An 11,238-nucleotide genomic window follows, 5' to 3' on the forward strand; every position below is an offset into this window, starting at 1 on the left:
ACGGATGCAGTACCGCCCCGGACTGCTGGTCGGCTTCCTGGCCAGCACCGGCTTGGAGTTCGGATCGTTCCTATAACAACCGCCCTTAATGATCTTTAGCGGATGCGGCCGGCGACGACGGCGACGTCATCCGCCTGCTCGCCTACACCGGTCTCCGGTTCGGGGAGATGGTCGCTCTGCGGGTCCGCCGCGTCGACTTTCTTCGCAGACGCCTGACCATCGCCGAGGCCGCCACCGAGGTCGCCGGTCGACTCAAGTTCGGCACCCCGAAGACCCATCAGGAGCGCACCGTCCCGCTGCCCACTGCGCTCGCCGAGCCGCTGGCGCGCCGCTGCGAGGGCAAGCAGTCCGACGAGCTGCTGATCATCACCGCCAGAGGCGGCCCCCTCCGGCTCCGGAACTGGCGCCGGACCGTTTTCGACCCCGCCGTCCGCGCGGCCGGACTGACGGACGTCACTCCGCACGACCTCCGCCACACCGCGGCCTCGCTCGCGGTGGCCAGCGGTGCCACCGTCAAGGCCGTCCAGCGGATGCTCGGTCACGCCTCGGCGGCCATGACCCTCGACGTCTACTCCGGCCTCTTCGACGACGACCTCACCGCCCTGGCCGACCGGATGGACGCCGCCGCGCGGGCCGCCGCGGAAGCGCGTGTGGGCGCCGTGTGGGCGCGGCTGCCGTCCGAGGAGCCGGCGAAGAGCAAAACGCCAGGTCAACGACGTGGGCCCCGTGGGGATCGAACCCACAACCCGCGGATTAAAAGTCCGCTGCTCTGCCAGTTGAGCTAGAGGCCCGGCGGGTGGGGAGACCGGCACCGGTGCACACGGCACCGGACGGCTCCACGACCCGCTGCGAGGCTACCGCCGGGAGCCTGCACCTCCGCGGCGAGCGCGAGATCCGACGAGGCGGCGCGGCGACCCGTCGTCCGGGCGGGGCAGCACGCCGACCGGTCGGCCACGGACGCCGCACGGATCCCGTACCGCCGGGATGGGACCCACACCCCAGGCCTCGCCGGACCACCGCATCCATGGGGCGGCCCCGCCGCCCCGTGGGTCTGGAGCGGCGGGGCCTGACCGCCGACGCTTCCCCGGGGAACGTCGGCGGCTGCTCAAGAGGCCGCCGGGGCTCCCGTTCCCGGACGACCGCGCCTGGCCCCAGGCCCGGGGCGACCGTCGCCGCCTGGCGACGCACCGAGGAGTTCGCCGGTGGTCACGAGGTGCTCGGCGACGTCGCGCACCTTCCGGTCGAGCTGCATCGACAACCGGGCCAGCAACTGGAAGGCCTGGTCAGGCGTCAGCTTGTAACGCTCGATGAGCACGCCCTTGGCCTGGTCGATGACCGTGCGGGACTCGAGCGCGCGCTGGAGGTTGTCGGCCAGGTCGCGGGCGCTGTGGTAGGCGTGCAGGTTACCTGCCGCCACGGCGGCGCACGGCCCGAACCGGGTGGCGACCGATCGGCTGTCCTCGTCGAACGCCTCGGGCTGCCGGGCGTAGATGTTCAGCGCTCCGGTGACCGGTTCATCTTCGTCGATGACCAGCGGGACCGACAGGGAGCTGAGGCAGCCGCGCTCGACCGCGCGTGCCAGGTAGTCCCGCCACCAGGGCTCGGCACGGGCGTCGGCCACCTCGGTGATCTCTCCGGTGCGGGCGGCGTGCAGACAGGGGCCGTGGCCGCGTTCCAAATGGCTCTCGTCGAGGTCGACGGCCAGCCGGCCGGACCACACCACGGTGGTGGGCTTGTCCTTGACCAGCAACGTCAACGACGTCTCCGGGTTGCCGGGCATGACCGACGAGGTCAGGTCGGCCACCGTCTGCAGCAGGCTGTCCATGGCCAGCTCCCGCAACGACAGCCGGCCCAGCTGCTCCAACGCCTCGGTGGCGTCGACGGGCCTCGGGTTCTCGTCGCTGGCCACGGCACGGCCTCCGGTCCGGTCTGCACCGGGGCAGGTGACCTCGGCAGCAGGACCCCGAGCTGGGCTCCCGCGTTCGCGCACTACGCCGCTGCTGGACGCACGGATCGACGCAGGTCCATGCCGGCGCCTCCCTCTACGCTACGCGCGCGAGCCGGTGGGGGCACGCCGCCTACTCCGGGGCGGCCCCGGGCCACGCAGCGGCCCCCCGTTGACCGGTCGCCGGTCCAGGGCTGGCGTCGCCCACGAGTCGAAACGCCCGGCCGACTGCTCCTCAGCAGGCAGCATGCCGCGGTCGACGTCCTCCGCCGCGACCTCGTGCCTGCGCGCCGAGGTGGTTCGTGTGACCCGTGTGCAACCGGGACCGCGTGACGGTGGGTCCTCGCCCTTCCGGATGAGCGTCGACCTCGTCGGTCGCCGCCTGCGCCTGGCCGGACGACTCGACCGCCGCACCGTCCACCTGCTGTACGACGCGGTCTCCACGCTGCTGCTCACCGACGGGGACGTGTGGGTGGTCGACGCCACGGACGTCACCGCCTGCGACCGCATGGGAGTCCGTGGCATCGAGGCCGCCCACCGCCGCGCGCTCCGGCCCGGTCGCCGGTTGAGGCTGGTCGGGACCCCGCCCTCCCTCCGCCGCGAGCTCACCCGCCTGCACCTGGCTCACCACTTGCTCGACGGCGACGACGGGTCCGCCGCCACCGCCCCACCCGCTGTCCGTGTGGACGCGTGGCCGTCCCGGACACGAGGGCGACCGGACCGTCAGAGGACGTCGAGGAGCAGCAGGAGCAGCAGGGTCAGCAACGCGGAGACGACCAGCGAGCCCAGGCAGCCGAGCCGGCTGGAGAAGAGGAAGAACACGGGCCCGGGGTTCCCCCGCAGCGCACCGGCGAACCGCGAGACGACCTCGCGTGGCCCAGGCCACGGGTGTATCACCTGGTCAGGTGATCGCTTGAGGGCCTCAAGTCACCTAGCGTCCCCCCTGCCCGGCGAGCGATCCCGGGCCCCCCGGACCCCGGCCCGGCCGCCGCGTTCCCCCCGTGGCGGCCGGGCCGGACTCCATCCCCGGGCTCAGCAGACCCGGTCGAGCAGGTCCCACAGCAGCTCCTGCTGTGTGTCGTCGACGGGCAGCGGCACCGTCACCGGCTCGGCCTCCCCCACCGCGACCGACAGCGGGAACAGGAACGGCTGCTTGGTCTCGGCCAGCACGTGCGGCTCGCAGGACGCCGCAGTGAACACCACCTCCGCGCTCGTCCGCTCCTCCCCGGTCCGCAACTCCAGCGGCAGTCCCTCGACGGCGACGTCGAGGACGACGCTGCGCCGGGCCTCGAGCACCGTGACCGCGCGGTCGTCGTCCCGGGCCCGGGTGAGGACGACGGTGCCCGTGACCGTGTCGCCCGCGGCCGTCAGGCCGGTCAGCGCGACACCGGCGACGGCCAGCACCGCGGCGACCGCGCACTGCTCCCGGTGGACGACGTCCAGGTCGTCCCCGGCCAGCGGCACCCGCAGCTCCTCCACCGCCCCGTCGGGCCGCGCCACGGTCAACCGGGCCGCCGGCGGACCGGCCGGGGCGGCGCAGTCGGCCGGGCCGTGGGCGGTGCGCAGGGCGATCGTCCGGCCGTGCTCGAAGGCGGCGGTCAGCGGGGTCGGCGGCAGCGGCGCGAACCCGGGCGCGTCGATCGACACCGCGGTCACGGTGAACGGCTGGTCGCCGGTGTCGGTGACGCGCACGTGCACCTGACCGGGGACGGGCACGTCGGTGCGCTGGCGCACCACCTCGGCCTCGATCCCGGGCACGGGCGGCAGGGCCGGCGCCGCGGACGTGGTCGTCGCGGGGGCCGCCCCGGCGTCGCCGTCCGCGCCGGAACAGGCGGTGCACAGCAGCGCGAGCGCGAGCGCCAGCACCGCCGTCCGGCCCATGCCCGCAGGGTAGGGACGGCGGCGCCGTCCGGGACCCCTACCGGTCGCGCCCGGGCAGCCGGGCCATGACCCGCCCGGCCTGCATGCGGACCTCCATCTTGTCCTGCGGGTTGGCCGCCGGGCCGCGCCGCGGCTGGCCGTCCTCGAGGTCGAACGCCGAGCCGTGCCACGGGCACACCAGGCAGTCCGTGCCGCGCACCTGCTCCACCGACCCCTCGTAGAGCGGGCCGGACAGGTGCGAGCACGCTCCGACGAAGGCGTCCACCCGCATCCCCCGGCGGACGACGACCAGCGGGACGTCAACGCTGCCGCCCTTGCCCGTGCGCAGCGCCGGCCGCCCCTCGGGCAGGTCGTCGACCGGGCCGAGGTCGATCCAGTCCGAGCTCAGCGCGCGGGCCGCCGTGGCGGCGTGCGAGGCGCCCGAGGACTGGGCGTAGGACATGTGCCCGCCGACGGCCGCGGACCCGGTCGCGATGCTCAGCCCGGCGTACGACAGCACCCGGCCCAGCCCGCCGCGGCCCCTGGCGCGGGCGACCAGCGAGCCGATGTAGAGACCGAGCGCGACGGTGTTGCCCGCGGCGTGCAGCAGGCCCAGCCGCCGGACACCGATGCCCTGCTCGGACCAGTCGGCCGCGCCGGACATCGCCGCGGGGACGGCGACGGCCACGCCCGTGCCGATGAGGACGGTGGCGGCCGGCCGCAGCGGGGGGATCGCGTCGAGCAGGCCGGCCGACGTCCAGCTGCCGACGGGCACCTGCACCAGGACCGGGTGCAGTGGGTGCCCCAGCCAGGTTCCGTGCAGCAGGTCCTTGAGGGCCTGCGGCTTGAGAGCGGCCTGCACGGCGCGCTGGGCCGGCCCGATCGCCTTGTCGAAGGTCGCCGCGTCTGCGATCCGGTCGAGGATCCCCATGAGGCTCATGGCGGCGTCCTACCCCCGTGGACCAGGGACGATGCCGACCGCATCAGCGGTGACGGGCGGTCAGCCGACGGTGACGGCCACGCCGGGACGGCGACGTGTGGTGATCGACTCCACAGCCGGACTGTCTCCCCCCAGGGGAATAACGACTGGCGTACAGCCGATCCCCAGGTGGAACGTACAGAAAGTAGTCGTGCCCGCAGAGGAGACGTCGTGACCTGCCCGTCGTTGCTGACCCGCCGCCCGGTGGTCGGCGACGCGGTCGACAGCATGGCGGCGCGGGTGCGCGCCGAGGACACCCTCGGCCAGTTCGCCCGGTTCGTCCTCGTCGGCGCCTCCACGACGCTGGTGTACGCGCTGTTCTTCGCCGCGCTGGAGAGCCTGGGCTACCTGCCGGCACACGTGGCGGCCACCGCGGTGTCGACCCTGCTGGCCAACGAGATGCACCGGCGGCTGACCTTCCACGCGGGCGAGCGGGTGCACTGGCTCACCGCCCAGCTCGAGGCCGGCGGGGTCACGGTCATCGGCCTGCTGCTGACCAGCGCCTCGCTCGCCGTCCTCAACTCGCTGGCCCCCGACGCCGGCGTGGCCACGCAGGTCACGCTCGTCGTCACGGTGACCGGCCTGGTCGGGCTGATGCGCTTCATCGCCCTGCGCTGGCTGTTCCGCCCGCGGGCGGCCTCGCCCGCCTGATCGCACCCCCGCCCGCCTGACCGCATCCCCGCGCCGCGTTTGAGCAGCGCCCGGGGCAGGGCACACCCACCTCCGAACGGTTGAACTCACAACCAGAACGGAGACCCCGTGCCGAACATCGCTGTCGTCTACTACTCGTCGACCGGGAACACCCACCAGCTCGCCGCCGCCGTCGCCGAGGGCGCCCGCGAGGCCGGCGCCGAGGTGCGCCTGCGCCGGGTGCCCGAGCTGGCGCCGCAGGAGGCCATCGACTCCAACCCGCTGTGGCGGGCGCACGTGGACACCACCGCCGGTGAGGTCGAGGAGGCCACCCCGGCCGACATGGAGTGGGCCGACGGCTACGCCCTCGGGACGCCGACCCGCTTCGGCACCCCCGCCGCCCAGATGAAGCAGTTCATCGACACCCTCGGCGGGCTGTGGTTCACCGGGAAGCTGGCGAACAAGGGCGCGACCGCCTTCACCAGCGCGCAGAACGTCCACGGCGGCAACGAGTCGACGATCCTCACGCTGTTCAACGTCTTCTCGCACTTCGGCGCCGTCATCGTGCCGCCGGGCTACACCGACCCGCTGCTGTTCGAGGCCGGTGGCAACCCCTACGGCGTCTCCAACGCCTCGGGCGGCAAGTCCGCCACCGCCAGCGAGGCCGAGCTGGCCGCCGCCCGCTACCAGGGCCGCCGTCTCGCGGAGGTCACCGCCAAGCTCGTCGCGTGACGGTCGCGTGACGGTCGCGTGACACCGGCGCCGCCCCGGCCGACCGGGGCGGCGCCGGGTCCGGCCGCGGCTAGGTTGGCGCAGGTGAGCGAGCCGAGCACCACCACGCGCCCGCGCCTGCGCGCGGCCGCCCGTGGGGTCGGCCGGTGGGCGGTCCGGCTGGCCGTCGTCCTGGCCGGTGCGTGGCTCGGCATCCTGCTGCTCGGTCGGGTGTCCGCGCCGATCGGCCCCTTCGACGCGACGGTGGCCTTCCGTCCGTTGGGCGGGGGCGCCGCCCTCGACATCCCGCCGCTCGGTGCGCTGCAGGTCGACGCCTACGACGGGCCGCTGCGGCTGGAGATCCAGCTGAGCCGGGTCGACGAGATCCGCGCGACGCAGCTGGCCACCGACCCGACCAAGCTGGACGGCGTCGTCGACCAGGTGAGCGCCGACCTGCGGGACGCCGTCGAGCGGGTGGCGTGGCTGACCGCGCTGGCCGCCGTCGGCGGCGGGACGGTCGCGGCCCTGCTCGTGCTGCGCCGCCGGCGGGAACCGCTGATCGCGCTGGGCCTGTCCACCGCGCTCGTCGCCGCGACCGGTGGCGTCGCCGCGGCCACCTGGCGCCCGGAGGCGCTGTCCCGGCCGACCTACACCGGGCTCCTGGTCAACGCCAACAGCCTCATCGGCAGCGCCCAGGACATCGTGGCGAGGTTCGATGCCTACCGGGCCTCGCTCGAGGACCTCGTCACCAACGTCAGCTCGCTGTACTCGACGCTGTCCACGCTGCCCCCGCCCGGCGGCGCCGACGACAGCGTCGCCGTGCTGCACGTATCCGACATCCACCTCAACCCGGCCGGCTTCGACCTCGTGCAGCAGGTGGTCACCCAGTTCGACGTGGACGGGGTCCTCGACACCGGGGACATCACCGACTGGGGCAGCCAGCCCGAGAACGGCTTGATCAGCGCCGTCGGTGCGCTCGACGTGCCCTACGTCTACACGCGCGGCAACCACGACTCGACCGTCACCGCTCAGCTGGTCGCCGCCCAGCCGAACGCGACCGTGCTCGACGATTCGGCCGTGACGGTCGCCGGGCTCACGATCGTCGGCGCGCCGGACCCCCGCTTCACCCCCGATCAGAACGCCGACGACGGGATCGAGACCCTGGAGGAAAGTGGCGAGGGCCTCGCCGAGTTCGTCGAGCCCCTGCCCGAGACACCGGCCATCGCCATGGTCCACGACCCCGAGCAGGCGCTGCCCCTCGATGGCGTCGTCCCCCTGGTGCTGGCCGGGCACACGCACGAGCGGGAGGTCACCCGGCTCGACGGGGGCACCCTGCTCATGGTCCAGGGCTCGACCGGCGGGGCGGGACTGCGCGCCCTGCAGGGCGAGTTCCCCGAGCCGCTGACCTGCACGGTGCTCTACCTGAACCCGCGGACCGGCGCACTCACCGCCTACGACGAGATCACGCTCGGCGGCCTCGGCCAGACCGAGGTGACGATCGAGCGGGAGGTCGTCCCCGCGGCGGCCACTGCGGTCGGGGACGGCGTCCCGCCGACGCCGACCACCCCGGCTCCGACGCCCCTCCCGGCGCCCGCCTCCCCGACCGGGTGATCCGGCCGCCCTACGCTCGACCCATGTCCTCGACGACGTCGCGTGCCACCCGGCTGGCCGCCGGGGCCCTCGCCGGTGGCCTCACGCTGCTGCCCCTGACCGCCTGCTCGTTCGGCTCGGACACCCTCTCCTGCAGCGGCAGCGAGTGCTCGGTGACGCTGACCGGCAACGACGCGCAGGTCGAGATCCTCGGGACGTCGATGTCCTTCGGCGGCGTCCAGGACGGCCGGGCCTCCCTCAGCGTGGGCAACGCCAGCGTGTCGTGCGCCCAGGGCGAGACCGTGAGCGCCGGCCCGCTGTCGCTGACCTGCACCACCGTCGAGTCCGACTCGGTGGAGCTGACCGCGTCGCTGGGCTGAGCGCCCAGCTCAGCCCAGGTCGGCGACCTCGACGACCACCCGAGTGGGGTCCTCGAGGGCGTAGACGCGGAACGGCGCCTCGCCCGTCGTCCCGACGAAGGCCACCGAGGTGCCCTCGAAGGTCGCGTCCCAGGCGACCTCGGTGACCGTCTGCGTCCCGTTGCCCGGCAGCGGGTCGGGACCGGCCCACTCCTCGACGCCGGTGTCGAACGGGTACCCCGCGCCGGTGACCGTCACCTGCAGGACGGCCTCGCCCGCCACCTCGACCGGGTCCCCCGTGCCCTGCGCGTACGCCTGGTCGACGTAGCGGACGTCCCAGCCCGGCGTGCCCGTGCCACCCATCTCGAGGACCACCCGGTCGTAGCCGTCCTGCCGGCCGGTGCGGATCTCCGACACGGTGACCTGGGCGTCGGCCGACGCCTCCCGCGTGGCCGGCTGGGTGTCACCCTCGAACGGCGCCGCGTCGGTCGGGGTGTCCTCTGCCTCGCTGCTCGGCGCGGTGGAGCTGGACGCCGCGGAGCTGGACGCGGCCGTGGCCTCCCCCGTGCTGGCGGACGGCGAGGTGGCGGGGTCGCCGCCGCCACAGCCCGCCAGCAGCGCGGCGGTGAGCAGCAGGGACGGGCAGACGGCGGCGCGGCGGATCACCCGCTGAGGGTGACAGCCGGGAGCCGCTGCGCCCGCGACCCCGCCGACCGTGTCGCACGAAGCGGCGACGACCCCGTGATCGACAACGGGCGGAGCCGCCGGCACGGCGCCCGGAGACCGTGGCGAGGGACACGGGACCCCCCGCCTCGGGAGCATCCCGCCGAGCATGTAGAGTTCTCGCTGCCCCCGGCGAACACGAGCCCCCATCGTCTAGCGGTCCAGGACGCCGCCCTTTCAAGGCGGTAGCACGGGTTCGAACCCCGTTGGGGGCACGCACGACCAGCAGTACCAGCAAGGCCCTGTAGCGCAGTTGGTTAGCGCGCCGCCCTGTCACGGCGGAGGTCGCGGGTTCGAGTCCCGTCAGGGTCGCTCTCCGGTGGAGACACCGGGAGGGGCAGGTAGCTCAGTCGGTACGAGCGCTCGCCTGAAAAGCGAGAGGTCGGCGGTTCGACCCCGCCCCTGCCCACACCATCCTCCTGCAGCCCCGCCGCTCCGGCCGGGGAGACTGCCGCGGTGACCCCACTCCCCGCCACGCTGACCTCCGGCAGCACGGCCGTCGGCCTGCGCCGGGCGACAGCGGACGACGTCCCCGCCCTCGTGGCCCTGCTGACCGACGACCCGCTCGGCCGCGACCGGGAGTCCGCGGACCTGGAGCCCTACCGGCGGGCCTTCGCCGCCGTCGACGCCGACCCCGCCCAGCTGCTGCTCGCCGTGACGCACGGCCCGGACGTCGTCGGCACCGCCCAGCTCACCGAGATCCCCGGCCTCTCCCGCGGGGGGACGACGCGGCTGCAGGTCGAGGCGGTGCGGGTGCGGGCCGACCTGCGCGGGCAGGGCATCGGCGCGGCGCTGTTCACCTGGACCGTCGAGGAGGCCCGCCGGCGCGGCTGCGGGCTGGTCCAGCTCACCACCGACACCCGCCGAGCGGAGGCGCACCGCCTCTACGAGCGGCTCGGGTTCACCGCCTCGCACGTCGGGTTCAAGCTCGCCCTCTGACCGGCCTCAGCGGGTCCGGTCGGCGACCACCTGGGCGTAGACCTGCGCGTGCACGGCCCGGACGGCGGTCCGCTGCTCGGCCCGCCACGACCGGTCGGCCGGTCGCGGCGCCGGGCGGGTGAGCGCCGCGGTGACGGCGGCGTCCAGGGACACCGGGTCCAGGCCGCGCTCCTCGTCGTTGTCGTAGGTGACGACGTCGGACCACTGGTCGGCGAACCACCCGCAGCTCGGCGCCACCACCCGCGTGCCGACGTCGCGGCAGACCTCCAGCTCCCGCGAGTGGGTGCCGCAGGACTGCGGCAGGACGACGGCGTGCAGCTCCTGCAGCTGCGCCGCCCACGCGTCGACCTTCCGCGGCAGGAACTCCAGGCTGTCCCCGGCCGCGAAGACCGGGGGCGGCTCCACGCCGTCGTCGAGGAACACCCGCAGCCGCCCGCCGCCGTTGACCGCGCCGGACAGCGCCGCCCGGACCAGCATCGCCGGGTCGGGCAGGGCCGGGCAGGGCGCCGTGAGCGCCACGCCGACCAGGCCGCGCTCGGCGCCCAGGTCGGGCACCGGCTCGGCGATCGACGGGTGGGCCACGACGATCGCCGTCCGGCCGAAGCGCGCGGCGATCTCGTCGGCCGCCCCGGGGGTCAGGGTGAGCACCACCTCGGCCGTCGCCAGCAGCGCCTCCAGGTGGGCGTCGTGCCGGCGCCGGGTCGCCTGCCGCGGGTCCCGCAGCTCGTGCACGGTGAGCACCAGCGGGACCCCGGTCCGCCGCAGCGTCTCCGCCCAGCTGACCACCTCGTCCTCGGGCAGGTGCCCGTAGCCGGAGTGCAGGTGCACCACGTCGACACCGTCGGCGTGCGCGGCGAGGTAGGCCGGGTCCAGCCACGGGCTGGGGCCCTGCTCCGGGCCGATCCGGACGACCCCCTCCGGCAGCACGGCGTCGACGTAGGGGTCGGCGTACGGGACGGTCACCACCCGGGCCCCGGCCGCTGCCGGGGGGTCGGCGTCGTTCACGCGGTGGTTCTCCTCCTGCGGCCGCGCACTGCGACGGGCAGGGGCGGGACTGACGATCGAGCCGAACGAGTATCGATGGTGCTACCCGCCGGCACACCGTCCAACCGAGTGATGACCCGGAGTAGCCCGAAAGGGGTCAGGCCGCCCGTCGCCGTCACGCGTCGCGCCCCTCCCGCGCGGCCGCGTAGGCCGGCGCGCGGAACCGGGCCATCGGCCCGTCCGGGACCAGGCCCGGCGGCGGGTTGCGGACGGCGTCGAAGCGGAGGTCGGGGTCGACCTCGGGCACCGCGGCGAGCAGCCGCAGCCGGGCGAACGGCTGCCAGTCGCCCGCACCCCGCGCCGCGGCCAGCGTGAACGTCAGCCGGCCGGCGCGGGCGGCCGCGGCGACCGGCCCGGGCTCCGCGGTCACCCGCGCGGCTCCGGGCTCGGGCAGCGCCGCCAGGAACACCGACCCGGCCGTCGTCCGGTAGCCCATGATGGAGCAGTAGACGGCGCCG

At 74.8% G+C, this 11,238-nt stretch carries 11 protein-coding genes, 4 tRNA genes and 3 pseudogenes; 10 read left to right on the forward strand and 8 right to left on the reverse strand.

Translation table 11 applies throughout. The annotated features are described in order from the left end of the window. Positions 1-167: 167 nt before the first annotated feature. Positions 168-515: pseudogene (locus CNO22_RS30190) on the forward strand (tyrosine-type recombinase/integrase); the annotation flags it as partial. A gap of 203 nt (positions 516-718) precedes the next feature. On the opposite strand, the gene CNO22_RS21700 reads toward CNO22_RS30190, so the two are convergent. Both CNO22_RS21700 and CNO22_RS21705 read right to left on the reverse strand, forming a co-directional pair. Further along, positions 719-791, reverse strand: a tRNA-Lys gene (locus CNO22_RS21700). A 314-nt stretch (positions 792-1,105) separates the two neighbouring features. After that, positions 1,106-1,909, reverse strand: coding sequence for a GAF and ANTAR domain-containing protein (locus CNO22_RS21705; protein ID WP_100501329.1), 804 nt, complete (start codon positions 1,907-1,909; stop codon positions 1,106-1,108). 391 nt (positions 1,910-2,300) lie between these two features. On the opposite strand from CNO22_RS21705, the pseudogene CNO22_RS30195 reads away from it, so the two are divergent. After that, positions 2,301-2,561, forward strand: a pseudogene (locus tag CNO22_RS30195) (STAS domain-containing protein); the annotation flags it as partial. A 107-nt stretch (positions 2,562-2,668) separates the two neighbouring features. Here CNO22_RS30195 and CNO22_RS29335 read toward each other — a convergent pair. From CNO22_RS29335 to CNO22_RS21720, 3 genes are all read right to left on the reverse strand, one after another. Next, on the reverse strand, positions 2,669-2,842 hold the full coding sequence (locus CNO22_RS29335; RefSeq protein ID WP_157937060.1) for a hypothetical protein: 174 nt from the start codon (positions 2,840-2,842) through the stop codon (positions 2,669-2,671). A gap of 135 nt (positions 2,843-2,977) precedes the next feature. Continuing rightward, on the reverse strand, positions 2,978-3,826 hold the full coding sequence (locus CNO22_RS29340; RefSeq protein ID WP_100501330.1) for a hypothetical protein: 849 nt from the start codon (positions 3,824-3,826) through the stop codon (positions 2,978-2,980). A 37-nt stretch (positions 3,827-3,863) separates the two neighbouring features. Continuing rightward, positions 3,864-4,745 (reverse strand): Rieske (2Fe-2S) protein, encoded by an 882-nt coding sequence (locus CNO22_RS21720; protein ID WP_100501331.1) that lies wholly within the window; start codon positions 4,743-4,745, stop codon positions 3,864-3,866. 210 nt (positions 4,746-4,955) lie between these two features. Between CNO22_RS21720 and CNO22_RS21725 the strand changes: the two genes are divergently transcribed. The 4 genes from CNO22_RS21725 (at position 4,956) to CNO22_RS21740 (ending at position 8,095) form a co-directional block, all read left to right on the forward strand. Further along, on the forward strand, positions 4,956-5,435 hold the full coding sequence (locus CNO22_RS21725) for a GtrA family protein (RefSeq protein ID WP_100501332.1): 480 nt from the start codon (positions 4,956-4,958) through the stop codon (positions 5,433-5,435). A gap of 108 nt (positions 5,436-5,543) precedes the next feature. Further along, positions 5,544-6,146: an NAD(P)H:quinone oxidoreductase gene (gene wrbA, locus CNO22_RS21730; RefSeq protein ID WP_198588502.1), complete on the forward strand. Its 603-nt coding sequence runs from the start codon at positions 5,544-5,546 to the stop codon at positions 6,144-6,146. Positions 6,147-6,230: 84 nt separating this feature from the next. After that, positions 6,231-7,736 (forward strand): metallophosphoesterase, encoded by a 1,506-nt coding sequence (locus tag CNO22_RS21735; RefSeq protein WP_100501333.1) that lies wholly within the window; start codon positions 6,231-6,233, stop codon positions 7,734-7,736. A 23-nt stretch (positions 7,737-7,759) separates the two neighbouring features. Further along, positions 7,760-8,095 (forward strand): hypothetical protein, encoded by a 336-nt coding sequence (locus CNO22_RS21740; RefSeq protein ID WP_100501334.1) that lies wholly within the window; start codon positions 7,760-7,762, stop codon positions 8,093-8,095. A 9-nt stretch (positions 8,096-8,104) separates the two neighbouring features. On the opposite strand, the gene CNO22_RS21745 is transcribed toward CNO22_RS21740, so the two are convergent. Then, the gene (locus CNO22_RS21745; protein ID WP_198588503.1) at positions 8,105-8,740 is read right to left on the reverse strand and encodes an AMIN-like domain-containing (lipo)protein; all 636 of its coding nucleotides are present in this window, start codon (positions 8,738-8,740) and stop codon (positions 8,105-8,107) included. Between the two features lie 199 nt (positions 8,741-8,939). On the opposite strand from CNO22_RS21745, the gene CNO22_RS21750 reads away from it, so the two are divergent. The 4 genes from CNO22_RS21750 to CNO22_RS21765 all read left to right on the forward strand — a co-directional run bounded on the left by CNO22_RS21750 (position 8,940) and on the right by CNO22_RS21765 (position 9,736). Beyond that, positions 8,940-9,012 (forward strand) — tRNA-Glu (locus tag CNO22_RS21750). A 23-nt stretch (positions 9,013-9,035) separates the two neighbouring features. After that, positions 9,036-9,109, forward strand: a tRNA-Asp gene (locus CNO22_RS21755). A gap of 23 nt (positions 9,110-9,132) precedes the next feature. Next, a tRNA-Phe gene (locus CNO22_RS21760) sits at positions 9,133-9,206 on the forward strand. Between the two features lie 47 nt (positions 9,207-9,253). Beyond that, a complete protein-coding gene (locus CNO22_RS21765; RefSeq protein ID WP_100501335.1) occupies positions 9,254-9,736 on the forward strand; it encodes a GNAT family N-acetyltransferase in 483 nt (160 codons plus the stop codon). A gap of 6 nt (positions 9,737-9,742) precedes the next feature. On the opposite strand, the gene CNO22_RS21770 is transcribed toward CNO22_RS21765, so the two are convergent. Together CNO22_RS21770 and CNO22_RS21775 are read right to left on the reverse strand one after the other, a co-directional pair. Further along, complete coding sequence (locus CNO22_RS21770) at positions 9,743-10,741, reverse strand: glycosyltransferase (protein WP_100501336.1); 999 nt, start codon at positions 10,739-10,741, stop codon at positions 9,743-9,745. Between the two features lie 154 nt (positions 10,742-10,895). Further along, positions 10,896-11,238: pseudogene (locus tag CNO22_RS21775) on the reverse strand (phosphodiesterase); the annotation flags it as partial.

The organism is Geodermatophilus chilensis (assembly GCF_002802985.1).
Classification (GTDB): Bacteria; Actinomycetota; Actinomycetes; order Mycobacteriales; family Geodermatophilaceae; genus Geodermatophilus; species Geodermatophilus chilensis.

Bases quoted from the DNA above. Each gene is read 5' to 3' on its own strand.
- CNO22_RS29340 (WP_100501330.1), bottom strand. From the start codon at position 3,826: ATGGGCCGGACGGCGGTGCTGGCGCTCGCGCTCGCGCTGCTGTGCACC.
- CNO22_RS21720 (WP_100501331.1), bottom strand. From the start codon at position 4,745: ATGAGCCTCATGGGGATCCTCGACCGGATCGCAGACGCGGCGACCTTC.
- CNO22_RS21740 (WP_100501334.1), top strand. From the start codon at position 7,760: ATGTCCTCGACGACGTCGCGTGCCACCCGGCTGGCCGCCGGGGCCCTC.